Here is a 24202-nt window from a genome sequence, read left to right as displayed (position 1 = left end):
AGGGATAATCCATGTTGGACGGAGTAGTAAAAATTGGAGGAGCAAAAGGCAATAATCACGACAATACTCTTTTGGACCTCGCTAGTAGGGTCAAAAGAGGTGAAAGATGGGTGCTATGCCATGGTGTAAGCGGGGCAATGGATGCCCTTTGCAGCGCAGCGGGATTGGAGCCCAGGTATGTAGTTAGCCCATCAGGCTACAGAAGCCGATTCGTCACCGACAGAGAGATGGTCTTGTTTGAGAAGGCATCCTTTTCAGAGACTGCCAAAATATGCTCTTTCCTTGGAGCCATGGGGGTTCCAACTGTGCCAATCAATCCGATGAACGGCACTTTAGTCCTCGGTAAAGTAAAAGATGTAATAAGAGCTCTAGAGGGAAACCGAACCATATTACTGAGAGGCAATCGAAGCGGAAAGATAACCAGAATCGACAACGACGGGATCCATGCCATTATAGAACGAGGATTTTTGCCTGTTTTTCCTCCTCTGGCCAGGGACGAAAGCGTGCCAAGGTACATTAATATCGATGGCGACCGATTGGCCGGTAGCATAGCAGCATCATGCAATGCACGCACTTTGGTGCTTCTGACGAACACCCCTGGACTGCTCGAAAATGTAGATGATCCAGACTCACTAATAAAGGACATCTCCCTAGACGAGTGGCATGTAGCTGAAAACGCAGCGAAGGGAAACATGAAAAGGAAACTCTTGGCATGCAAGGAAGCCCTTGAAGGAGGGCTGCAGGAAGCTGTAATCGCTGACAGCAGAATTGAACTCCCAATTACCAACGCCATATCAGGAGGGGGGACTCACCTTTGGAGAGCCAAATCTACGGAAATCGCGGTCTAACTCTGACTAGGGGAAGTGGAACAGAGATATACGACAAAGACGGCAACAGGTACTTGGACTTTTTCATGGGACATGGTGCTGCCCTTTTCGGACATAACCATCCAGCCTTGGTGAAGGCGCTTAAGGACGCTTCCGAAAGGCCCTGGACCATAGGAGGAGGCTTTGAAAGCGAGGAAAGGAAGAAAGCCTGCGAGGCTTTAAGCTTTTTTCTCCCGGACTACAGAATTTATTGGGCCAACAGCGGCGCTGAGGCAATAGAAAGCGCGCTGAAGATATGTGCCTTAAACAGACCCAAAAGATCTAAAGTATTGGCTCTTAGAAGAGGGTTTCACGGCAGGACCTTGGGAGCGTTGAGTTTGACCTTTAACCCCAAGTACCGCTCAAACTTTACTTCATTCTTATTCAACGTAGAACACTACGCCCCTCAAGATCTACCTCCTAAAATAGATGAAGATACTTTAGCTGTGTTCGTAGAGCCAATCCAAGGCGAGGGAGGAGTTTACCCTCTTGACGCTTCCCTTGGAGAAGCTATATCGGAACAATGCAGAAAGACGAAAGCACTGCTCGTCGCCGATGAAATCCAAACAGGTTTTGGCAGGTGCGGGGAAATATCCATAAGCTCCACTTATGGCCTGAACCCTGACATAATATGCCTTTCAAAGGGCGTAGCAGGCGGTCTGCCTGTGGGATTAACTCTATGGAGGAAAGAACTTTCCGACTTCGTTCCCCAAAGCCACGGCTCCACTGCCGGTGGTAACCCCTTGGTATGTTCCGTCGCCTTTGCCGCGATACAGCTTTTGAAAGAAGAAAAATATCCAAAGCAAGCATCGGAAAAGGGCGAATATTTTCGCTTCCTGTTATCGTCCATAAAAAATCCCTTGATCGAGGAAATAAGAGGCCAAGGGCTCCTTGTAGGTGTGCAGTTGAGATGCAAGGCCTCTTCAATAATAAAGGACCTGCAGAGCAAAGGTTTGCTCGCCCTTCCCGCTGGGCCTACTGTCCTGCGCTTCATGCCGCCGTTCGTGGCAGAAAAAGAGCATTTTGAAGAAGCCACATCCATCTTGGAGGAGGTGCTGGCAAACCATGCATGAACTGGAGAAAAAAGCAATAGAACTACTGGCAGCCATAGTAAAGATCTCTAGCATCAGCGGTCACGAAAAGGATGCTTCCAATGCCCTTTCTGCCAGCCTTCCCGCCTTTGGATGGGAAAAATCCTACGTAGACGAAATGGGCAACGTGGTTGCTCACAGGGGGGAAGGAGAAAAGGAATTGATACTATTGGGACACATAGACACCGTACCTGGGGGCCCTCCCTTTTCCATGAGTGAAGGATGTTTAATAGGAAGAGGAGCAGTAGACGCCAAAGGCCCACTATGCGCTATGGCCGTTGCGGGAGGTTCTTGCACTCTCCCCGAAGGTTGGACCATAACCTTGATAGGCGCGACAGGAGAAGAAGAAGACTCTCGAGGCGCTAAATTCCGGCTAAATCTTCACTCTCCACAAGGGTGCATAATTGGAGAACCAACGGGAACCTGTGGGATAGCCACCTCCTACAGAGGAAGAATCCTCACCAGGATATGCTCAAGGGATGAAGGAGCTCACCGCTCTTGGAGTTCGGGCCCCATGACCAAGGTGATCCTTACCGTAGCAAAAATAATCGAAACCCTCTCTCCTAAAACCCAGAATCAAGACAGAGAATCTATTGCCAACATTTCAAGCAGCGTGACCTACATGAAGGGCGAGGAAAGTCACGGAAGGACCGCTGAAGTTCTTCTGGATGTAAGGGTTCCGCCATGTAAACTCCTGGATGACGTAGCCAGGCAAATAGAATCCATCTGTTCTTACTTCGATGTAGACTTTTCTTTCGTCGATATGGCTAGACCTCACCAAGTGGACAAAAACGACCCCATGGTGGTCGCACTCAGAAGGGCAATAAGGATCAACGGCTACAAACCTAGGCTCCTTGCAAAAAGCGGAACCAGTGATTTCAACACTGTGGCTCCATGGGGTTGCCCCATGGCCGTTTACGGCCCCGGGGATAGTTTATTGGAACACACAGAAGGAGAAAAAATAGATTTAAAAGAATATATTACAGCTATCAACATACTCAAAGATGGAATCCATTCATTCTTGGAGATGAAATAAAACGCGACCACAACATTTTGAACGTGACAAAATGTATATACTATGATCTAATAATGCATAATAGCACTTAAATGTCAGAAACTGGATGGTTGTGGCATGGATAAGATTTTAGCCTTCGTGACATACGTCATAATAGTGTCCTTCACACCTGGCCCCAACAATCTGCTTGCCATGTCGTTTGCGGCAACTTTAGGATTTAAAGCGGCTACCAGGTACATGTTGGGGGTTTTCGTAGGTTTTTCAACCATCTTTTTATGCGCCTCATATTTGAATATTTTCTTGGAAAGGACCTTGCCTTTGGTATCTCCGTTTTTAAAGGTGCTAGGTGCTGGTTACGTCCTCTTTTTGGCTTACAAGATAATGACAGCAAACATGAATGAAGCAACCCCCTCTTTAGAGAAGCTTTGCTCCTTCTATGCCGGAGCGACCATGCAGTTCTTAAATGTAAAGGGCATACTTTATGCCCTTACGGTGACATCTTCCTTCATCATTCCTTACTCGAAATCTTTACCCTTTATAACGGCTTCTGCCCTAGCTCTGGCGTTCGTGGCAGTCGCAGCCAACGCCCTGTGGGCTTTGGGGGGAACAGTTTTTCAAAAATTCCTCTCTAGACATCAAAGGATCTTCAAGGCAACCATGGGGGTGTTGCTGCTTTACGTAGCTTTTGCAATGGTCGGGTTAATATGAAAGTGGCAAGGAGTCAAGCCTTGCCACTTTCATGCATTTTTTACCCCAAAAGCTCCTTCATTTTAGACAGGCCTTCCCTTATATCTTCTACGCTTATTCCAGAGTAAGCCAGCCTTATGTAATACTGCTTCTCGTCCGGCAGAGGGGAACCAAAGTGGTTTCTTGTCGTGAAGGATACTCCTGTTTCGTCCAAAATCTTTTTGCGGAACTCTTCAACCGTCTTCATCCCCAGGTTGTCCATTGCCTCAGTTACATTGGCGAAAAGATAGAAAGTGCTGTTGGGCCTGCTGACCCTTACACCCTTCATACTATTTAAAAGATCCACAGCTACGTCCCGTCTTTCCCTCAAGGTCTCCATCATAGAGTAAAATTCGTCCATGGGTCCCTTGAGGGCAGCCACTCCAGCCCACTGGACAAAATGAGCAGTACAAGACTCATCGTTGACATTGAACCTCGATATATGGCTTATAAGATCCTCTGGACCTATGGCTGCCCCTAGTCTCCAACCGGTCATGGCAAACTTCTTGGAGAAAGTGTAAAGGATAATGGTACGTTCGAACATGCCTGGGATACTGGCAATGCTCTTGCCCTCTCCGCTATAGAGAATATCGAAGTATGCCTCATCGCTCAACACCAGCAAGTCGTGCTTCAAGCAGAGCTCAGCCAGACGCTGCATTTCCGCTTCATCAGAGGAAGCGCTAGTGGGATTGTGATAGTTATTGTAAATCAAGAGTTTCGTCTTGGGGGTTATCTGTTTTTCGATCGCCTCAAAATCCAGCGCAAAACCGTCCTCCACCTCAATAAAGCCATAAGGCTTGGGGACACCACCGTGGAAGCGTATCATGGACTCGTAAATGGGAAAACCTGGATTGGGATAAAGCACTTCATCTCCAGGGTTCATAAAAGCCATTATGAACTTGCCTATCACAGGTTTGCCTCCAGGCTGAACGCTGACGTTTGCGACACCCAAATTCAACCCCCTGGCTTTACCTACGTCTTCTGCCAAAGCTTCTCTCAGTGGGGCTATACCAGGAGTGGGACAATACCCTGTTTTGCCATCCTCCAACGCCTTTAAAGCCGCCTCCCTTATGTGCCTAGGCGTAGGAATGTTGAGGTCCCCAAGATGAAAAGGGTAAACCTTGATACCCTTCGAAGCCATTTCCGCGGCTTCGGCGCCAACTGCAAAAGCTGTTTCTGTCCCTAGCTTGGACATCCTATCAGCCAGATACCTAGACATGCTTTATCCACCTCTTTTTATTTTTATAACTTCTTTTGCAGCCTGAACTATATTTTCGGCCTTCAAACCATAAGCCTTCATCAAAACATCTGGATCTCCCGACTGTCCAAAAGTATCTTGAACACCCACAAAGCGCATGGGCACGGGCACGTTTTGAGAGAGCACCTCAGCTACTGCACTACCGAATCCACCCATGACTTGGTGTTCCTCCGCCGTCACCACCGCTTTGGTCTTTTGTGCAGCCTTTATCAACGTTTCTTTATCGATGGGCTTAACTGTGTGGCAGTTTATAACCTGAGCCGAGATGCCCTCCTGGGCCAGTAATTCCGCCGCAATGAGCGCCTCGTAAACCATTACTCCACAGGCTACAACTGTAACGTCCTCGCCTTCCCTGTATATCTCAGCTTTACCTACCTGGAAGGGGGTCTCGGGAGTGGTTATTACAGGCACTTTCTCTCTTCCGAACCTTATCACTACCGGTCCTTCTATTTGGGCAGCAGCTATGGTTGCTTTCACTGTCTCATGATAGTCGCAGGGAACTATCACAGTAACGCCTGGAATAACCCTCGTGATGGCTATATCCTCCAAAGCCTGATGAGTTGCTCCGTCTGCTCCTACAGAGATCCCTCCATGTCCCGAACCCACTTTGACGTTCAAATTGCCGTAGGCAACCGTAGTTCTGAGCTGGTCCCATGCCCTGCCAGTACAGAAAACACCATAAGTGCTTACAAAGGGTATTTTACCGGCAAGGGACAGTCCCGCTGCAAGACACATCATGTCCTGTTCCGCTATTCCAGTCTGTATGAACCTATCAGGATATGCATCCCTAAACAGATCCACCCGCAGGGAGGAGCTCAAGTCCGCCCCCAACACCACCACGCGCTCATCCATCTCTCCTAATTTGAGCAGCCCATCACCATATCCAAACCTAGTGGGGATCTGATCCACGTTTTCATATATGTTTTCAGCAAGTTTCATAGTCATTAGCAACACCCCCCGCAGAGCTCTTCCAACGCCAAGGCTGCCTGCTCTCTGTTAGGTGCCTTACCGTGCCATGCCGCGTTGTCCTCCATGAAGGACACACCTTTACCCTTAATGGTATGGGCTATTATCACAGTAGGCTTGAAATGAGTGTGTTTGAACCGCCTAAAGGCCGCAACTACCTCTTCTATATTGTGGCCGTCAACTTCCAGGACGTTCCAGCCAAAGGCTTTCCACTTATCCACAAGGGGTTCCATGTTCTTGACTTCACACGTCCAACCGTCGATCTGAAGGCAGTTATGGTCCACTATTCCACACAGGTTATCGAGCTTGTAGTGTGATGCCGTCATCGCTGCCTCCCAAATCTGTCCTTCGTTGAGCTCCCCATCTCCCATCAAGCAATACACATCGTTTCTTTTTCCATCCATCTTGAATCCCAAGGCTATCCCAGCCGCTATGGACAATCCTTGACCAAGACTTCCTGTGGATGCTTCCAAACCAGGAAGTTTCTTCCTGTCAGGGTGTCCTTGAAGCCTTGATCCGAACTTCCTCAAGGTGAGCAGTTCTTCCTTTGGGAAGTAACCAGCTTCGGCCAGGGCGGCGTAGACCACTGGACATGCATGGCCTTTCGAAAGAATTAACCTGTCCCTATCTGGCCACTGGGGGTTTTGAGGATCGTGCCTCATTACCTCGAAATACAATGCAGTAACTATCTCTACAGCCGACAAAGAACCTCCTGGATGCCCAGACCCCGCAGCTTCAAGCATTTTTATGATATCGCAGCGAATAGTTCGAGCGAGCTCTTGAAGCCGCTTTCTCTTACTCTCTTCCATTGTTTGACCTCCCTTATAGATATTTGTTTTATTCTTTCAAACCCATAAACTCACCAAAACCAAGTAACACATTTTATCCAACACGGCAAATTATCCAAGCCACATAAGAAGCAGGCCACCTGCCAAGACTGAACCAATCTGGCCTGCCACATTGGCGCCCACCGCGTGCATCAATACGAAATTTGAAGGATCCTCCTCTTTCGCCAACTTCTGAATAACCCTAGCCGACATGGGAAAAGCAGAAATCCCTGCCGCTCCCACCATGGGATTGATCTTGTTCTTCAAGAACAAATTGACGAACTTTGCGAAAAGCACTCCTGATGCTGTATCTAACACGAAAGCCACCAGGCCCAAGCCAATTATAACCAAAGTTTCCTTTCTAACGAAAAGGTCGCCCGTCATAGTTGCAGCGATGGAAAAACCAAGAAGGAGTGTAACTAGGTTGGCCAGCTCGTTCTGAGCTGCTTTTGCCAATCTTTCGAGCACTCCACATTCTTTTATCAAGTTGCCGAACATGAGAAACCCTATCAAGGAAACCGAAGCCGGAGCGACGATTCCAGCTATTATGGTAACGACTATGGGAAAAAGAACTCTCGTGCGATAAGAAATCTCCTTGTGGCAGTACTTCATTTTGATTTTTCTCTCGGCCCTTGTCGTCAAGGCCTTTATGACCGGAGGCTGTATCAGGGGGACTATGGCCATGTAGGTATAGGCCGCCACAGAGATGGGGCCGAGCAAATGAGAAGCAAACCTGTTGGCCACATAGATTGACGTAGGACCATCTGCAGCTCCTATTATGCCTATGGAAGCCGCCTCCTTGAAGTCGAAACCCAAAAGCAAGGCTATGCCTAGAGTGAGGAAAATACCTGCCTGGGCTGCCAGGCCAAACAAAAACATTACCGGTGAAGCTAAAAGGGGTGTAAAGTCTATCATTGCCCCTACTGCTATGAATATCAAAAGAGGGAACATTTCCGTAGCTATCCCCCAATTGAACAAAAGACTTATTGCCCCCTCATGAGGAATTCCATCAACCAATTGTGTTATGGCAGACGATAATGGAAGGTTTACCAGTATGGTTCCAAAACCCATAGGCAAAAGCAGGTTGGGTTCATACTCTTTCTTCACGGCGAACCACATCAGCAAGAAACCTACGCCTATCATTACAAGCTGCTTCCAAGTAAAACCTGCAGCCATCACAGAAAACCAGTCCACAATAATCCCTCCTAATCTCAAGAGGATCCCACAAAAAAAGACCCTCTGCATGGTACTCACCACGCCGAAGGTCTCGCTAGCACACAAAGATGCCGACAGAACCAGGCCTTTGGGCCGTGTTGGTGATTCTGTCTTTAAGCTACTCCCCTTTGGCTTTAAGAGATGCTTTGCAAACCAAAGTCCTTTTTTATCTTCTGTTACTGCTTATTTTATCAATATTTTCTGAGCATTGCCAACCATATCTATTTGAAATATTCCCTTACCATATACAATATTATGGGTTATTATATTTTAAATATCTGCAAGGAAGGTGAGGCAAAAGTGCACAAGCTCCAAGCGGTAGACCCTGAGATCTCCAAGTTGATTGCCCAAGAGATGTTAAGAGAAAGCACCACTATAGAACTGATAGCTTCGGAGAATTTCGTTCCAGAATGCATAATGGAAGCCCAAGGAAGCGTGTTGACCAACAAATATGCAGAAGGCTACCCGGGAAACAGGTACCACGGGGGATGCGAAGTTATAGACGAGATAGAGAGTTTGGCAATTGAAAGAGCCAAAGCTCTCTTCGGCGCTGAGCACGCAAACGTGCAACCCCACTCGGGCGTAAACGCTAATTTGGCCGCATATATGGCCCTTCTTGAACCCAAAGACACCATACTCTCCATGGATCTAGCGCATGGAGGACATCTCTCCCACGGCAGCAAAGTCAGCATAACTGGCAAATTCTACAACGCCGTATTTTATGGAGTGGATAAAACCACAGAACAGATAGACCTAGATCAGGTAAGGGATCTAGCTAAAGCTCACAACCCTAAACTTATAGTCGCCGGCTGCAGCGCTTACTCCCGCTTCATAGACTTCAAGGCTTTCAGGCAAATAGCCGACGAAGTAGGTGCCTTCCTCATGGTGGATATGTCTCACATTGCAGGGTTGGTAGCTGCAGGAGTTCATCCTTCCCCTGTCCCGTGGGCTGACGTAGTGACTAGCACCACGACCAAAACGCTCCGCGGGGCTCGAGGCGGCTTCATATTGTGTCGCAAGGAACACGCTTCAAAAATAGACAAGGCCATATTCCCCGGCACCCAAGGTGGCCCTATACTGCAGAACCTCCTTGCAAAGGCAGTGACCTTTAAACTTGCATCAACCGATGAGTTCATAAAATATGCCAAGCAAGTTCAAGCCAATGCCCGCAAGATGGCTTCCCTGCTCCAGGAAATGGGCCTTCGTATAGTCTCTGGAGGGACAGACAATCATCTTATGTTGGTAGATTTGCGGCCTTGGAACTTGACGGGCTCAGAAGCAGAGGAATACCTAGCAAAGGCTGGCATAACGGTGAACAAAAACATGATACCCTTTGATGACAAAAAACCCACTGTTACAAGTGGAATCAGGATAGGGACAGCGGCCGTCACATCAAGGGGCTTTCAAGAAAAAGAGATCGAGACCGTGGCCTCCATAATAGGAAAGGTTTTGAGAGAAAAGAACAAGGCCAATATGAATTCTTACAGAGAAATGGTAATAGATTTGTGCCTTAAGCACCCCCTTTATATGTCTCCTCAGGAGATCGCAGCGGCCTTGAAAAGTTAATTTGGGAGGGGCTTTAAGGCCCCTCCTCTTCATGTTATTGCAATAGAAAGGTCATTGGACCAAGAGAAGGGCAAATCTATCTGTAGACTCTTTTGTGTCCTTTTTGACAGATATCCCATACCCCAACATTTTGACCAGGGTGAACACTTCTATGCCAAAGGCCTCCATGGTGGGCCTTCTCATGTAGGGGAATCTGCACTCAACCACATTCCCTGCACAGGTACCACATAGATTGCAATTGTCGAAGGACAGCAAGAAAGCCTTTTCCATTCCTTCTACAAATATGGTCTTCTCTACCTTGAGAAGTTCCTTTTGATTCCTCACCACCCACTCTCGCATGCCATCCAGCGTGGAGTCGCAGAAAAGATGTATCAGAACTGCCTTCTCATATTCGGCCAGAAACCTACTGCACTCAGAGACTGAAGGAACGTTGGGAGGGCATGAAGCATTGCGCCCATAATCTGGACAGCCGTACATGCACTTGACTCTAACCCACTGAGATACTGGAACATCACTAGGACGGATCCATTTATAATCACTGAATCCATGCTCATGTAAAACTTTATCAACTAATGGTACTCTCTCTACAAAGATTGAGCCCTTCATATGAAAGCCTCCTTTATTGTCTTTTATGCTCTTTTTTCATCACCACGAGGCCAGTGGAGCTTGTAGGGTTTTATATCCAAAATGGGCGTCTTATCTATAGCCTCCAATGGATGAACAATAATCCCATCTTCCTTTAACTCTTTCAGCGTCACCACGTGCAAGCCTATGGGATTAGGCCTGTGGGGAGAGCGAGTCGCAAAGACTCCATGAAGTGGAACCGATCTGTCCCCTCTGGGGTGGACCTCCAACATCTTCCTATCCGCCAAGTGCAACCAACTCAAAATATATAGCACCTGCCCTGTTTTAAGCCTATACAGCCCCCTAAGGTACTCTTCATATATTTTTATCTTGACTGGTGGCAGCCAATCTTCCGCTTGTCGCGGAACATCACTACAAGACTTGAAGGGAGAACAAACCTCCCCTATGGGCACGAGCTTAAAATCCATAGCAACATACTCTTCCTTCACGTAATTTTCTGATCCTTGGGTAAACTTGCCTTAACCTAACTCAAATTTGCATCAAGAATTCAAGCAGCTCAAGAGCCTTGATAACTTGCAGATTGGACAAGGTTTATATACCATAACTATACGACACAATTAAAGATCTTAACAGGCGGTGCACCCTATGACATTGACTTTTTATCAGAAAATTTTGTGGCTTGTGATCGCAGGAGGAATAGGGGCCCTGTGCAGATATGGCCTATCCGGAGCGATTCAAAAGAACATGACCATTCTATTCCCCATGGGAACCTTTATGGTAAACATAATAGCCTGCTTCTTGGCAGGGGCCCTCTTCACCCTCTTTCAGGAAAAACTGGAGCTTGCGGGAGAAATTCGAACTATAATCTTCGTCGGATTTTTTGGAGCCTTTTCAACCTTTTCGACTTTCATGCTTGAAACCGCTCAACTTTTGCGAGATGATCAGCTCACATGGGCGATCGCCAACCTCCTTCTACAAAATGGAATAGGACTGTTGTCCATGTTATGCGGTATCATCGTAGGCAAGTTCATTTAATGGAGGTAAAAATATCATGGAGTTACCCCAAGAAGCTCAATTGCTGCGCATCTTCATTGGAGAAAGCGACAAATACAAGGGAAAACCTCTTTATGAAGCCATAGTAAACCGTGCGAAGGAACTTTCCATGGCAGGTGCCACCGTCCTAAGGGGCATACTAGGATTTGGCGCCCACAGCAGACTACATTCAGCAAAGATACTTAGGCTCTCTGAGGATTTGCCCGTAGTCATAGAGATAGTGGATACTCCAGAACGAATTCAAGCATTTTTGCCCCACCTGGATGAGATGATTACAGAAGGATTGGTCACCCTGGAAAAGGTACAAGTCCTCTATTACAGAAGGGGAGAGTAAGATCATTTCTTCGCCAACGGAAGCCACATGGTCACAACTAAGCCTCCATCAGGGGCATTTGCTGCCTCTATCCTTCCTCCATGATATTCCAAGGCTCTCTTGGCAATAGCTAGCCCCAATCCTACTCCACCTTTCTTTCTGTTCCTGGACGTCTCCACCCTGTAAAAAGGCTTGAACAATTTATCTATCTGATCTATAGGAACTCCCTCTCCCTGATCTCTTATGCTAACCCTTATCATGTAGTCATCGCCATCTTCTACTTTTATTTGGATCTGACCACCTACAGGAGTGTACCTTATGGCATTTCGTAAAACGTTCTCTATAGCACTTTTTAACATTTCCACTCGCATCGGAATAATTAATCGCTCAAACTGGGATCTAAAAAGGATCTCCTTACCGTCCTTTTCAGCCTCTATCCTGGAATCCTCTATAACTGATTTTACAAGCTTTATTAGGTCGTTTTCTGAAAACATCTTTTTCCCCATCTCCTGCTCAAGCCGAGAAACAGATAGGATATGACCTATCATTTCCCCTAAGGTTGAAGCCTCTCTCTCCACCCTATCCAGGAACCTCTGGTTGGATTCCGGCAAATCCTTACGGGCCAACTCCAAGGCAACCATAAGCCTGGCCAGCGGAGATCTAAGTTCATGGGACACATCGCGCAGGAGCCTGTTTTGTGCTTCCAAAAGTTCATTTACATAGGAGGTCATTTCATCGAAAGCCAGTCCCAATTGTCCTATTTCATCCTTACGCCTCTTGACGTCATCCCCTACCCTTACAGAAAAATTCCCTTCCGTAACGGCCTTTGCGACCTCGCTCAGTTGCAGTACGGGGCCTGTGATGTGCTTGGTCAGAACATATGCAAGAAGCATCACTGAGAACAAGAAACCGACAACGAGTATGAGAAGGGCCTTCGGGTTCCTTATGAAACCCGGAAACAGAGGCCTCTTAGGAAGGACTCCTATGAGAATATATTTTTTCCCATCTTCTGTCCTTATCTCCTTGAAGACAGCTACTAAGTCCCTCCTGTTGATCACCTCTCGACCGCTTTTTTTTGCTTCGAGCCACAAATCTCTTACCCTACCGGAGTGAGGGAAATTCCACAAAGGCCTCCCCTTTTCATCCAGTATGTGAATGAAAAAGCCAGTTTGATCGAATATTTTTTTGAGCTCATCTCTTAAGCTCAAAGGGCCTTCCTCTTGGTATATTTCAAGGCACCTGAGTCCATGACTCTCCAATGCAGCTGAAAGGATATCTTCCCTCCCAGTCAAGATTATTCCCTCTCTCGCCATAAAGATGGTAAGGGAGGCACTGACTGTTATGACCAAGAGCATACCGAAGAGAAACCACAAAAAAAGTTTTCTGAACATGTTCTAGCTCCTCAAGATTATCCACTGTCTTTCGGCAAAGTAAAAATGTACCCTTCGCCTCGCACGGTCTTTATTCTCTTTTGTCCGTCCTTGTAAGGTCCCAGTTTCTTCCTCAAATTGCTTATATGAACATCCACGCTTCTGTCAAAAGGAGAATAGCTTCTTTTAAGGACTTTCTGAACCAATTTTTGTCTGCTTACAAGTTTCCCAGCGGAACTTACCAGGAATTCTAAAAGCTCATATTCTGTAGATGTTAACTCTACCGGCATACCATTCAAAAGGACAGTCCTGGAGGAAGGGTAAAGTTTTAAGTCTCCTACAGATATTGTCTCTTCAGACGATCCTAGTTTATGATCCTTGGTCTCCTTCGCCCTTCTCAAAACCGCCCGTATGCGGGCCAACAGCTCTCTAGGGTTGAAAGGTTTAGGGACGTAATCGTCTGCGCCCAATTCCAGTCCAACTATCCTATCTACATCGTCTCCCTTTGCGGTAAGAATTATGACCGGAACGTTCGATTTCTTCCTCAAATTTTTCAAAACCTCAAGCCCGTCCATCCCAGGTAGCATTAGGTCTAAAATGATCATGTCATATAAATTGGAGAAGGACCTTTTCAGACCTTCTCCACCATCGTGAACCCATTCGACCTTCAAGCCTTCAGATTCAAAGTATTCATGCAGAAGCTCACAAAGCTCCACATCATCCTCTACTAGAAGAATCCTTCCCATTTTCAGCCGCCCTTCAAGAAAAACTAGCCATCCCTAAAGATCAAAAAAGTTCATGCCTCTAAAGTAATCCATGAGCTCTCTTTTCTGCCTAGGAGTAAGTTCTTTTTTAATATCCAGAATAGCCTTCTGCCATGCAAGAAGGTTTTCGGTCATTTCTTTGGATGCTGTTTTGCTCTCCAAACGCAGAGCATGCCAATCGGGTTTATCCTTCCATACAAGACGGAACATATTATCAAAACGGTTCCGCAAATTAGTGCGGTTCATCCGAACCTTTTCCGAGGTCTCATGCACAATGACTTTGATCTTGTCTTTTTGCCCGGGGGACAGATTCAACTTGCTCATGAAAAAGAAGTGCTCCATGCCATTTTTGTTGTTAAGATATTTCACTTTTACCTTTTTGTTACCCCATCCTGGACCATTCATACCTTCATCCAACTTAGCCTTGAGCATAACCCTCTGATTAGGAGTAAGTATGGAGTAAACTTTATGTAATTTCTTGTACCTTTCCAAAAGATGGGCCTCTATTCTTTCCCTTATCATTGAAGCTGTCTTTTTATCTACAGGCTTATCTATGATGGTTAGCTTAAGAACGTCCTCCATTACATTCTCACGTCCCCAAGAAACCTTCTTATCGTCAAACAATAGGTCCCACAGAGCACTTTTTTGTTCCTCCGTAAGGTTCAGTGAGTTTAAGATGAAAGGATCCATCACCCCCTCGGGCCCACCGGCAAAGGGCTTCCCATGGCTAGCTTTTTGTGCAAAAGCAAGGGACTGGCTATTTAAAAGTAACAGTGAAATCAACAACAATACACCTACAGTTTTTCTCATGATCTAACGCCTCCTCCAATATTCTCAAGGCACATTTTATACAGATGACCGTAAAGATGGCGTTCATTTTTATTAAGAATTGTAAAGACAGAGGCCCATTTGTGAAAGACAAGAGCTCAATAAAGCATTTTCATGTCCATTTTTTCGTAGCCATCAGGGATTTCGAAAAGAGAAGGGTCTACTTTGCCTATCACCACATCGTAGTAGGTTATGGTAACTGTGTCTTGAGGAGATTCAGAATAAATTTTCAAGGGGTAATTGAGTTTTTCAGATACCCATATAGTAGATTTGCCTGCATTCGGGTCGTGATAAGTGACCAGGTACTTTATACATGTAAAACCTTGAACTTTTTCCTTACCCAACTTTTTGACATCCGCCACGTCCGCCAGCTTGGTCTCTAAGGTCTCACTTTCGTCCAGGGTTACCTGCTGATTTTCCATTTCCATGTAAACTGACTGCTCCGGGAACAACACGTACATCACGTTATTTTCAGGATTAACTATTACCGATTGGACTCCCGTAGGTGTGTTGAGGTCCTGACGCATCCAGTTTCCCTTCACGTAGACATTGCCTGTCATCTCTCCTCCCTGCGCGCTGCTTATAGCCATGGATGCACTGAACTCGGCTGCCATCGAAGGTCCAGCAAGACAAACAACCATGAGAACTGATACAATCCCAAAAGCCAAGAAAGCTAATATCCTCTTTTTCATGACTCTCTCACCCTTTTCTCATCTCAAGTGATTATGGTTCATGTTTACATTTTTATATTATACTCCACAACTAAAACTTTTGCAGTTTAACGCATTTACAGAAAGGGGGGCTACCTATAGGTAACCCCCTTTCTCAATGTTTTCATTCATGACATGCTTATTAAAAGCTAAAAGGTCTTTTTCTTGGATCCTGTCCTCGAGCTTTTAACTGTCCTCCCAGAACCTCTTTTCTTGGGAGCTTTAGCAGTATGACTATCTTCCACTGGGTTTATTTTGGAAAATCCCCAACGGGCTAAATCCAACTCCCGTTTCCTCAAATTTTTTATAGCTAAAGGGGAAAGCTCTACATGCACACTTTGGCCCCTAATTTTAATTCCTGCGACCTCGGAGCTTCTTACTCCCAGGGCATTACAAAGGCATCCCAAAATTTTCCCCACGTTCCAGTCAACCGATGGGTTAAGCCCAATCTTTACCATCTTCGCGGTCGCCTTAGATTTATTCCAATGGGCATTACTAGATTTTCCATCGAAACTGGCACCTTTGCGAACCTTTTTAAGGTTATTTCTCTCTGTGTTAAGTTCGTTCCGAAGCTCATATCCACAGGGGGTGTCCTTGGCTACCTCCATAAGCAGTTTAGCCACCAAAAGTGTAGGGTCCGTTTCCTTCAAAAGCTCTTCTGCCCATTCCAGAAAATCTTCCGTAGGTGAATGGCCCTCCTCCATCAAGTCAAGCTGCTTCCTGTAGCGAGACATCACCAAAATCTCGCTTTTATCAGGCACATCAAGCCACTCGGCTTTTACCTTGGTTCTTTGCAGCATGACCTTGAATCTCTCTGCCTCTTTCAAATTCAAAATTACGACGTTTTCTCCCTTTTCGCCAGCCCTGCCAGTTCTACCACTTCTGTGGGTAAAGGTTTCCAGGTCATCTGGCAACCCCAGCTGGAACACTTTCTCAATGTAAGGAATATCCAGTCCCCTGGCTGCCACATTGGTGGCTACCAAAAGGTTGACCAAGCCCTCTCTAAAAAGCTTCAACGTGAGGTTTCTGTCCCTTTGAGACATGTCTCCGTGCAAACACCGAGTATTAAATCCCTCTTTTGACAATCTTGCAGCGATATCAGCGGTCTCAGCCTTAGTGCGGCAAAAAACCAAGGCCTTCGACGGATTCTCCCACAAAAGGGTGTTTATAAGGCCCTCTATTCTCTTGTCCCTAGGCACCCTATAAACCTTGTGGCTTATATCAGAATGGCGCCCCTCTTCTCCAACAGACAAGATTTGAGGATCTTTCAAGTATTTCCTTGCAAGGGCCTTTATCTCCTCAGGCATAGTGGCTGAAAAAAGCCAAATACGCTCTACCTGCGGGGCACTGTCCATGATAGACTCAAGTTCTTCTCGGAAACCCATATCCAGCATCTGGTCCCCTTCGTCCAAAACAATGGTTTCTAGTCCGGAGAGGTCCAACTTACCTCTTCTAAGATGATCCAGGACTCGTCCTGGAGTGCCTATCACCATGGATGCTCCGCACTTCAAGTCCCTGATCTGGGTAGCCATGTCCATTCCGCCAACGAGCACAGCCAAAGCAAGGTCCAATCTTCTCCCAACCCACCGGGCTTCCTTTGCCGTCTGCTGTGCAAGCTCCCTCGTCGGAGACAAAATCAAAACTTTAGGGGTACCATTGCTCCAAGTCCCTTCGTTCAAAAGGGGAAGCAAAAAAGCCAAGGTTTTGCCAGAACCTGTTTTAGACCTTACGATCATGTCACGGTCATGGTCATCCATAGCCATTACCTGCTCTTGGACAGGGGTGAAGGCAACAAACCCTTTCTCTTTCATAGCTGCCCTTAATTCTTCTCTCAGCACATCAAAATATTGCGTTTTCGCATTAATCATAGAATTAATCAATTCCTCCTAGTATTCTTTTCACATGAAAAGGGGCACCCTCTTTTGGGTGCCCCTTTTCATGCCTCCCAATGTTAACTAGGCTATTATCCTCTTTCCCATTTTTTTGTCAAGGAGAAAGCAAAATCACTTGGGGACATAAACGTACACACTACAGGGAGCATGGTAAACTACCTTCGCCGCCACGCTGCCGATAAAAAACCTTTGCAGGTCGGAAAGCCCCCTGTGGCCTATCATTATCATTGATGCGTCAATCTCCTTGGCATAGTCCAAAATGCTCTCATAAGGGACTCCGCTTCTCACTACAACGGTGACCGGCAGATCCTTTGAGACGTTCCCTCTTTTTGACGCTTCAGCCACTAATTGTTCGATCTTCTCTTTCACCTCTTCTTCCGAAGGCAGTAAATGAACTGGGTAGTGACTGTACCAAACAGTCTTCCCTTCGGACGGTTCTATCACATGTAGGACGAACAAAGATACGTCCTTTTCCTTTTCTGCGTATTTTAGGGCGTGCTCGAGGAGATCTATACTGGTTTGACTACCATCAACAGCAACAACTATCTTCTTCATTCAGTATCCCCTCCCTTTGCAAACAATACATCCTACTGATGTAATAATACATCTATATTTTAGCAAAGTAAATATTGACTTAAAATCCTCATCTCCGAGAAGTCACAGCCACTTTTTTATGTGAAGTCGCAACTCCTCCGATGTGACCCTCACAAGCTGCTCCCTGGGCAATTCTGAAAGTACGCTCCAGGCAAGGTCCAGAGATTTTGTTATATCCCTATCCTCTCGGTCCCCCTGGTTCAAGAACTCCCTTTCAAAGCGCTCCCCAAACTTCAGGGATGCCTTATCCTGCTCGTTTAGCTCCTCTGTACCAACTACGCTAGCCAAAGACCGCACTTCCTCCACCCTGCTTACAGAGGCAAACAACTGGCTTGCCACATTTGGGTGGTCATCCCGAGTAAAATCCCTGCCTATGGCGTCCTTCATCAGGCGAGAGAGACTAGCTATTACATCAATTGGGGGATAGATACCTTTGCCATCCAACTCCCTTGAAAGCACGATCTGCCCTTCCGTAATAAAACCTGTTAAATCTGGAATGGGATGAGTTATGTCATCGTTAGGCATGGTTAAGATAGGAAGCTGAGTCAAGCTTCCACCGCTGTCTTTGAGCACTCCCGCCCTCTCGTACAAAGAGGCTAGATCACTGTACATGTACCCGGGGTAACCTTTACGGCTCGGAACTTCCCCTTGGGCCACGCCAATCTCCCTGAGGGCTTCACAATAATTTGTCATATCGGTCATTATGACCAGCACGTGAAGGCCTAGGTCGAAAGCAAGATATTCCGCCGCGGTAAGAGCAAACCTGGGAGCAGCAACCCTTTCGATAACGGGATCATCAGCCAAATTCAAGAACGTCACTATGTTGTTGGTTCGACCCCTTTCCATAATGTTTCTCTCAAAGAAAGCTGCGTCGTCATGTTTTATCCCTATGCCTACGAAAACCACGGCAAAGTTCTCCGCCCCCAAAAGTCTTGACTGGGTAGCAATTTGAACGGCCAACCTGTTATGGGGCAGCCCATTACCAGAAAAAATAGGAAGCTTTTGTCCTCTGACCAAGGTGGTTAGAACGTCTATGACGGATATGCCTGTATGAATAAAATCCCTGGGATAGACCCTGGCCATAGGGTTTATGGGGCAACCATTAACATTGCGCACCACACTTCCGAACACGGGGCCACAACCATCCCTGGGCTCTCCAAGTCCGTTGAACGTGCGCCCTAATATAGATGGGGAGAGCGTCATAACAAGCTCCTTTCCTAAAAAGCGAACCCGAGAACTCTCAGGGACCAGATCCTCAGTGCCTGAAAAGACCTGAATCAGGGTAGCTCGCTCATCAAGCACCACGACTCTTCCTTTTCTGGTAACTTCATCAGGCCCTATCACCTCGACTATCTCACCATATCCTGCTCCCTTCACGTTTTCGACCAGGACAAACGGTCCGTTAATAGCTTTAACCCCGATATATTCAGCTACTGGCATATTAGCCCCTTCCTCTCGTAGCTTTTCTTTCGCTTCCCACCTTGTCCAGGAAAGCGTCAAGTTCTTTTTTCAGACCAGAGATCTCATTTGTTATCTCCTCTGAAGTCCTCTCCCTTATGTGGGTTATCTCAAGTACCGGTTTACCTCCCCTTATCAGGGAAAGAGGCACTCCTCTTTTCACGAGCTCAGAAGCCTTTTCGTAAAAATGAAGTATCAAGTCTAAAATGGCAAAACCCTTCTCAGGTGGGGAGTAAGCATCGTCGCTGAAAGCACTTTGCTGCAGGTATCCATTTTTAAGCAAAAAGGCCGTGAACGCTATCAGCTTCTGCTCATCAGGTAGTACGTCCTCACCCACAAGACGTATAACTTGTTGAATCTTCTCATCCTCCGCCAAAAGCTCCCTCACCCTGTCCCTGTACTCTCCCCACTTAGGATCCACGTGAGCAGCAAACCAGTCTTCCACTTCCCTGGCATACTCACTGTAAGACTCCAGCCAATTTATGGCAGGAAAATGTCTTGCCCCCGCCAGGCTCTTGTCCAATGCCCAAAAACACCTTATAAAGCGTTTAGTGTTTCGAGTAACAGGTTCGGTAAAATCTCCTCCTGGTGGGGATACTGCTCCTATTATCGTTATACTTCCTTCGTTCCCTCCCAACGTGATGACCCGACCAGCTCTTTCATAAAATTCAGCTAAGCGAGTAGGCAAATAAGCTGGGAAACCCTCTTCAGCAGGCACCTCCTCCAGCCTCCCAGATATCTCTCTGAGGGCCTCTGCCCAACGGCTGGTTGAATCGGCCATTAAAGCAACGTGGTAACCCATGTCTCGGAAATACTCCGCTATTGTTATTCCTGTGTATATTGAGGCCTCTCTAGCAGCAACAGGCATGTTTGACGTGTTGGCAATCAGAATGGTCCGTTCCATAAGGGGTCTTCCTGAACGAGGGTCTTTCAATTGAGGAAACTCCTCCAAAACCTGCGTCATCTCGTTTCCTCGCTCACCACAACCAATGTAAACAACCAAATGAGCATCGCTCCACTTGGCAAGCTGGTGCTGGGTAACCGTCTTACCCGTCCCGAAGCCTCCAGGGATCGCTGCCACTCCGCCTCGAGCTATGGGGAAAAGGCCGTCAATTATCCTCTGTCCCGTGACAAGTGGTTCGTTAGGCAAAAGCCTCTCCCTATAGGGGCGGGGTTTCCTTACAGGCCAAACTTGCACTACAGGCACATCAACCGTATTACCATATGGGTCCTTGATAGTCGCTACGATATCAGAAGCTGAAATGGTGCCTCCCTGGTGCACGAATGTTATTTCACCTTCCACATTCGGAGGAACCAATATTTTGTGCTCTAAGAGAGGAGTTTCCTGAACAGCGCCAAGCAACATGCCGCCTGAAACGGTCTCCCCCACCTCGACTAAAGGGGTGAAATCCCACATAGAATCTCTATTAACCATTACCGTCTTAACCCCACGAGAGAGCATGGCTCCTTCAAGTTCAAAAAGGGTGTCAAGGGGACGTCCTATGCCATCAAAGATCTTTCCTACAAGGCCGGGGCCCAGTTCAACGGAAAGAGGTCTACCTGTGCCTATCACGGGCTCACCTAGATGAAGTCCTTGAGTATCCTCAAAGACCTGAATAAGGGCCTCTTCTCCCTCCATTCTTATTATCTCTCCCCAAAGGTTAAGCTTGCCAACGCGAACCATCTCCCTCATGCCAAAGGTTCGCATTGCCCTAGCCCTAACCACTGGACCGTTGACACTTACAATGGTGCCTAAGCTGTTCAAACCACACTCCCCCCTTGTCTACCCACTCAAATAAGGGGCAAAAGTCTATCTGCCAACGATGCTGACAATTCTTGGGCTTGTGCCTTCCAGTCCGCTCTGACAAAGCGCTTTTCATCCTCGGAATAAACCCAAACTCCCCCAAGTATGGGTGCAGGCTCTCCATCAAAGGAGACCTTCAAGTTGGGCAGTGACTTTCTGACCTCTTGGGCCACATGCTCACCCAAATGAGCATCCTGCGCTGACAAACGAATTTTTATGGCATTTACTCCCTCTAAAACAGAAATGGCATCCAACACCAGGCCAACAAGTATTTCCGGATACCTTGGGTCTTCCCTTAGATGGTTGAGTTTATCTTCCAGCAAAGTCGTTGCCTCTTTGAGAAGCTGGTTTTGTAGTCTAAGGAACTCCGTCTTCCGTTCCCTTTCAGCAGCCATAACCTGCCGTCTCCTGATGGACTCGGCTCTTTCCTCCGCTTCTTTGAGGATCAGGGCCTCTTCCTTGGCTATCTTCTCCATTTCTTCCTTTTCCACGGCCTCTGCTTCCCTTTTGGCCATTTCTATTATCTTGGCCCTCTCATGCTCGGCCTCCATTAAAATAAGTTCCTTTAGACCATTGAGTTTCTTATTCAGTAGCTCCTCACTGCTCATTCTATGTTCACCCCTAAAGCTTCTCGCACATAAGAGGTTAGAAAATCTGCCTCTCTCTTCATGCCATGACGATCTGGTATCTCTACAATCAGGGGGAGGCTGCCTTTCTCTCTAAGAAGTCTCACTTGTTCATAAGCCCATTCTGCAGCCTTCTCCGTAAAGATCAAAATACCTATATCGTGGTCTTTAATCGCTTCTTCAATAGCTAAATTCGCCTCATTCGGCCCCTTCACGACAACTCCGTCTACTCCTGCCAGGCGCATTCCAATCAAACTGTCCAGGTTGTCGCTTATCAAGAAGGCCCTCATCATCCTTCACCTTTCATATTTTGCCCAATATCAATAAGGCCACAATTACGCCGTATATGGCGATACCCTCAGCTAACCCAAGATATATCAAAGTAGTACCCAACATTTCAGGCTTTTCTCCTATGACTCCCATGGCTGCTGCTCCAACCACCGCAACAGCTATACCTGCACCGATACAGGCAAGACCCGCTGCAACGGCAGCCCCAACGAAACCCATTCCAGCACCGGAGGACAAACCTCCTGCAGCGGCCAATGAGGCCTCAGGAAAAACTGCTAAAGTACCCCCTAAAACAATAGAAGCAAACAATCCCATTAACACAAATCGCAGGATAACCTTTCGACTCCCCTCCAAGGTGGCCTTACGCAAGAAAAGCCCTGAAAAAATAGTTGCAACTGAGACCGAAACTAACACCCAAAAACCTGCCATATGGACATCCCCCCATTTTTTTCAATCTATTTGATAGTCCGCCTAGTGTTACGAAGGAGATCCTTTCCTTCGAACGTAACCGGTCTGAAGGCTCTACCTTCACCACGGTAAAATTTCCCAAAAAATTCATAGTACTCCAAACGCAACGTCTGTATGAAGACGATCAATCCCTCAAGACCCACGATCAGCAAGTTGCCGACCACCAGCAATGTCCCCTTTAATATCCATCCTCCCGGCAGGTTTCTTACCATATCTGAAAGCATCATTACAGCCAGGGATAAGCCCACGTGGTTTAATGCGAAGGCTGCAAGACGGACAAAAGAAGCCGTGTTGCTCATAAAGCTCAAAAGGTTATGAAAAACCTCGAAAACGTACAAGCCAAGTTTCTCTTTCTCCTTGGATCTCTCTCTGAGAACGACCCTTGCCAAGATGTCCCTAAGGAGAATCACCACAAATAAAAGGACCGGGAGGACCCAATAGACCCATTTAGGACCAGGCAGTACTATACCTTTCAAAGTCGCATAACCTAGGGCTGCAAGAGATAAATACAGGAAGGTACCTGCCAGACCTCGCCCATCGAAAAGCAGCCTCCCGAAATCTCTGGCCCTGTATTGGGTTATCATGTTCAGCGTCATTCCCAAGGTCATAATGGAAACCCCAATGCCAATAGAGAAAGCCAAGAGGTCTCCCATGTCCTCCATTGGAGAAATCCATAGAGGATGAATTATCCCTTCTACTCCAAAGACACTTCCATATAAGAACCCAAAAAGAACCGATGAAGCTCCTGCCGATTTGAGCACAATTCCCATGGAACGAGATGCCACTTTTCTCTTTTGGAGGAAAACGGCAATAAGAAAGAGCATCAGCCCATGGCCTACATCACCAAACATGAATCCAAAAAACAGGCAAAAAGTCACCGCCACGAAGAAAGATGGATCTATCTCTCCATAGCTGGGCAAACTGTAAAGTGCCACGATCTCTTGAAAAGCACTGACAAGGGGCAAATTCTTGAGCAATGTTGGTACTTTTATGCCTGAATAAGGCATTGCTTTTATCTCTTCTACATGCATGACCGTTTGGGGAGCCATTTTCTCCAGATCCGAACGGACCCTTTCTAATATATCCTCTGGGATCCAACCCGATAGGATATATAGGTCTTTCAGTTCTCCTCTACCGCGACACAACTCATACACCCTCTGCATGGTGTAAATGGAAGAATAAAGCTTCACAAAAAATTCTCTGTTTCGATCAAGTAATCTTGATGAAGCTTTCTCCAGGCCATTTATAGCTCTTTTAAGGTTATCGATCCTTTTGACTATAGAGTCCTCTGAATTTTCCCCTAATTCTTGCTGCAAATCCTCCATATGAAACCTTTTGCAGTAAAGGCTATCCAAAAGCTTCTGAGATCCTTCTGCATAACCGGGTACGGTAAGCCCTAAAAACCACGTGTTGCCTCCTCTTGAAAGCAAGGACTCTATGTATAACGGGGCCTCCTCTGATGAATCCAACAGCCTGCGGAAGTTTTCAGAACTGGTTTTTGCAAAAAGGGGGACTAAATACTTGGTATCGAAAAGATCCTTCAAGTTTAATCCCCGTTCCTTCAAAGCTCTCATTAGAAAGAGTAAAGCCTCTAGCTTCTCCAGCTTTTCGACGAGTTCCTCTTTCTTTGAAGACCAAAGCTCCAATCTGCGTACTGCACTGTTAACCTGCATGGAGGCTATCTCGAGGCTAAACCTGGGGGAGACCTGGATTGGCACTGGAATAGGAGGTTTTTCCCCTGCAGCTTGCCAAATGGAAGCAAGCTTTACCAAGAGCTCATCATAAGGGTTATCAGACGTAGAAGTTATCTTTGAGCGAATAGTCTTGTCCTTTAGAAGAATGTCAAGTGGCAGAGGCTGAAATCCGCCTGAAAGGACCATCAAACTGGCTACCTTTTCCATTTCCTTCGCCCTATCAGG

Annotated in this window: 25 protein-coding genes; 7 read left to right on the top strand and 18 right to left on the bottom strand. The window is 46.7% G+C overall.

Annotation, left to right across the window (positions count from 1 at the left end; all coding sequences use genetic code 11):
- Positions 1 to 11 precede the first annotated feature (11 nt).
- The 4 genes from V7Z69_RS03260 to V7Z69_RS03245 all read left to right on the top strand — a co-directional run bounded on the left by V7Z69_RS03260 (position 12) and on the right by V7Z69_RS03245 (position 3680).
- Complete coding sequence (locus V7Z69_RS03260) at positions 12 to 848, top strand: [LysW]-aminoadipate kinase (protein WP_334138525.1); 837 nt, start codon at positions 12 to 14, stop codon at positions 846 to 848.
- Positions 815 to 1939: an aspartate aminotransferase family protein gene (locus tag V7Z69_RS03255; RefSeq protein WP_014163609.1), complete on the top strand. Its 1125-nt coding sequence runs from the start codon at positions 815 to 817 to the stop codon at positions 1937 to 1939. Before V7Z69_RS03260 ends, V7Z69_RS03255 begins: the two co-directional genes overlap by 34 nt.
- Positions 1932 to 2993, top strand: a complete 1062-nt coding sequence (locus V7Z69_RS03250) for a M20/M25/M40 family metallo-hydrolase (protein WP_014163610.1) — start codon at positions 1932 to 1934, stop codon at positions 2991 to 2993. The genes V7Z69_RS03255 and V7Z69_RS03250 overlap by 8 nt, the downstream gene beginning before the upstream one ends.
- Before the next feature lie 96 nt (positions 2994 to 3089).
- Positions 3090 to 3680 carry a LysE family transporter gene (locus V7Z69_RS03245; RefSeq protein WP_334138522.1) on the top strand — a complete coding sequence of 197 codons (591 nt, stop codon included), beginning with the start codon at positions 3090 to 3092 and terminating at the stop codon, positions 3678 to 3680.
- Positions 3681 to 3720: 40 nt separating this feature from the next.
- Here the strand turns inward: V7Z69_RS03245 and V7Z69_RS03240 are convergent, their stop codons facing one another.
- The 4 genes from V7Z69_RS03240 to V7Z69_RS03225 form a co-directional block, all read right to left on the bottom strand.
- Positions 3721 to 4917 carry a pyridoxal phosphate-dependent aminotransferase gene (locus tag V7Z69_RS03240; RefSeq protein WP_334138518.1) on the bottom strand — a complete coding sequence of 399 codons (1197 nt, stop codon included), beginning with the start codon at positions 4915 to 4917 and terminating at the stop codon, positions 3721 to 3723.
- A gap of 3 nt (positions 4918 to 4920) precedes the next feature.
- The gene (locus V7Z69_RS03235; RefSeq protein WP_334138516.1) at positions 4921 to 5901 is read right to left on the bottom strand and encodes a transketolase family protein; all 981 of its coding nucleotides are present in this window, start codon (positions 5899 to 5901) and stop codon (positions 4921 to 4923) included.
- Positions 5901 to 6731, bottom strand: a complete 831-nt coding sequence (locus tag V7Z69_RS03230; protein WP_014163613.1) for a transketolase — start codon at positions 6729 to 6731, stop codon at positions 5901 to 5903. Before V7Z69_RS03230 ends, V7Z69_RS03235 begins: the two co-directional genes overlap by 1 nt.
- A 90-nt stretch (positions 6732 to 6821) precedes the next feature.
- Positions 6822 to 7925, bottom strand: coding sequence for a sodium ion-translocating decarboxylase subunit beta (locus tag V7Z69_RS03225; protein WP_041446116.1), 1104 nt, complete (start codon positions 7923 to 7925; stop codon positions 6822 to 6824).
- Between the two features lie 339 nt (positions 7926 to 8264).
- Between V7Z69_RS03225 and V7Z69_RS03220 the strand changes: the two genes are divergently transcribed.
- Positions 8265 to 9530: a serine hydroxymethyltransferase gene (locus V7Z69_RS03220; protein WP_334138515.1), complete on the top strand. Its 1266-nt coding sequence runs from the start codon at positions 8265 to 8267 to the stop codon at positions 9528 to 9530.
- A gap of 51 nt (positions 9531 to 9581) precedes the next feature.
- Here V7Z69_RS03220 and V7Z69_RS03215 read toward each other — a convergent pair whose 3' ends face one another.
- Positions 9582 to 10136 carry a DUF2284 domain-containing protein gene (locus V7Z69_RS03215; RefSeq protein WP_014163616.1) on the bottom strand — a complete coding sequence of 185 codons (555 nt, stop codon included), beginning with the start codon at positions 10134 to 10136 and terminating at the stop codon, positions 9582 to 9584.
- A gap of 23 nt (positions 10137 to 10159) precedes the next feature.
- Complete coding sequence (tsaA, locus tag V7Z69_RS03210; RefSeq protein WP_041445798.1) at positions 10160 to 10582, bottom strand: tRNA (N6-threonylcarbamoyladenosine(37)-N6)-methyltransferase TrmO; 423 nt, start codon at positions 10580 to 10582, stop codon at positions 10160 to 10162.
- A gap of 178 nt (positions 10583 to 10760) precedes the next feature.
- Here tsaA and crcB point away from each other — a divergent pair, with 178 nt between their 5' ends.
- Complete coding sequence (gene crcB, locus V7Z69_RS03205; protein ID WP_014163618.1) at positions 10761 to 11150, top strand: fluoride efflux transporter CrcB; 390 nt, start codon at positions 10761 to 10763, stop codon at positions 11148 to 11150.
- Between the two features lie 16 nt (positions 11151 to 11166).
- Positions 11167 to 11502, top strand: a complete 336-nt coding sequence (locus V7Z69_RS03200) for a DUF190 domain-containing protein (RefSeq protein ID WP_014163619.1) — start codon at positions 11167 to 11169, stop codon at positions 11500 to 11502.
- A gap of 2 nt (positions 11503 to 11504) precedes the next feature.
- Here the strand turns inward: V7Z69_RS03200 and V7Z69_RS03195 are convergent, their stop codons facing one another.
- From V7Z69_RS03195 to V7Z69_RS03140, 12 genes are all read right to left on the bottom strand, one after another.
- Entirely contained in the window at positions 11505 to 12872 is a 1368-nt protein-coding gene (locus tag V7Z69_RS03195) for an ATP-binding protein (protein WP_014163620.1), read from the bottom strand.
- A gap of 17 nt (positions 12873 to 12889) precedes the next feature.
- The gene (locus tag V7Z69_RS03190) at positions 12890 to 13597 is read right to left on the bottom strand and encodes a response regulator transcription factor (protein ID WP_014163621.1); all 708 of its coding nucleotides are present in this window, start codon (positions 13595 to 13597) and stop codon (positions 12890 to 12892) included.
- A 33-nt stretch (positions 13598 to 13630) separates the two neighbouring features.
- Complete coding sequence (locus V7Z69_RS03185) at positions 13631 to 14425, bottom strand: Spy/CpxP family protein refolding chaperone (RefSeq protein WP_014163622.1); 795 nt, start codon at positions 14423 to 14425, stop codon at positions 13631 to 13633.
- 116 nt (positions 14426 to 14541) lie between these two features.
- Positions 14542 to 15135, bottom strand: coding sequence for a DUF4412 domain-containing protein (locus V7Z69_RS03180; protein WP_014163623.1), 594 nt, complete (start codon positions 15133 to 15135; stop codon positions 14542 to 14544).
- Positions 15136 to 15302: 167 nt separating this feature from the next.
- Positions 15303 to 17021 (bottom strand): DEAD/DEAH box helicase, encoded by a 1719-nt coding sequence (locus V7Z69_RS03175; RefSeq protein ID WP_014163624.1) that lies wholly within the window; start codon positions 17019 to 17021, stop codon positions 15303 to 15305.
- Positions 17022 to 17156: 135 nt separating this feature from the next.
- On the bottom strand, positions 17157 to 17600 hold the full coding sequence (locus tag V7Z69_RS03170; protein WP_014163625.1) for a universal stress protein: 444 nt from the start codon (positions 17598 to 17600) through the stop codon (positions 17157 to 17159).
- 102 nt (positions 17601 to 17702) lie between these two features.
- On the bottom strand, positions 17703 to 19079 hold the full coding sequence (locus V7Z69_RS03165; RefSeq protein WP_014163626.1) for a V-type ATP synthase subunit B: 1377 nt from the start codon (positions 19077 to 19079) through the stop codon (positions 17703 to 17705).
- A 1-nt stretch (position 19080) separates the two neighbouring features.
- Positions 19081 to 20805 carry a V-type ATP synthase subunit A gene (locus V7Z69_RS03160; protein WP_416376410.1) on the bottom strand — a complete coding sequence of 575 codons (1725 nt, stop codon included), beginning with the start codon at positions 20803 to 20805 and terminating at the stop codon, positions 19081 to 19083.
- An 83-nt stretch (positions 20806 to 20888) separates the two neighbouring features.
- The gene (locus V7Z69_RS03155) at positions 20889 to 21509 is read right to left on the bottom strand and encodes a V-type ATP synthase subunit E (protein ID WP_334138505.1); all 621 of its coding nucleotides are present in this window, start codon (positions 21507 to 21509) and stop codon (positions 20889 to 20891) included.
- A complete protein-coding gene (locus V7Z69_RS03150; protein WP_244406314.1) occupies positions 21506 to 21820 on the bottom strand; it encodes a V-type ATP synthase subunit F in 315 nt (104 codons plus the stop codon). The genes V7Z69_RS03155 and V7Z69_RS03150 overlap by 4 nt, the downstream gene beginning before the upstream one ends.
- Before the next feature lie 10 nt (positions 21821 to 21830).
- The gene (locus tag V7Z69_RS03145) at positions 21831 to 22244 is read right to left on the bottom strand and encodes an ATP synthase subunit C (RefSeq protein WP_334138504.1); all 414 of its coding nucleotides are present in this window, start codon (positions 22242 to 22244) and stop codon (positions 21831 to 21833) included.
- Between the two features lie 26 nt (positions 22245 to 22270).
- On the bottom strand, positions 22271 to 24184 hold the full coding sequence (locus tag V7Z69_RS03140; protein ID WP_014163631.1) for a V-type ATP synthase subunit I: 1914 nt from the start codon (positions 24182 to 24184) through the stop codon (positions 22271 to 22273).
- Between the last annotated feature and the right edge of the window lie 18 nt (positions 24185 to 24202).

Source organism: Thermovirga lienii, from assembly GCF_036847465.1.
In the GTDB taxonomy this organism is placed as follows: domain Bacteria; phylum Synergistota; class Synergistia; order Synergistales; family Thermovirgaceae; genus Thermovirga; species Thermovirga lienii.
This window is presented reverse-complemented; position numbering and strand designations above follow the sequence as displayed.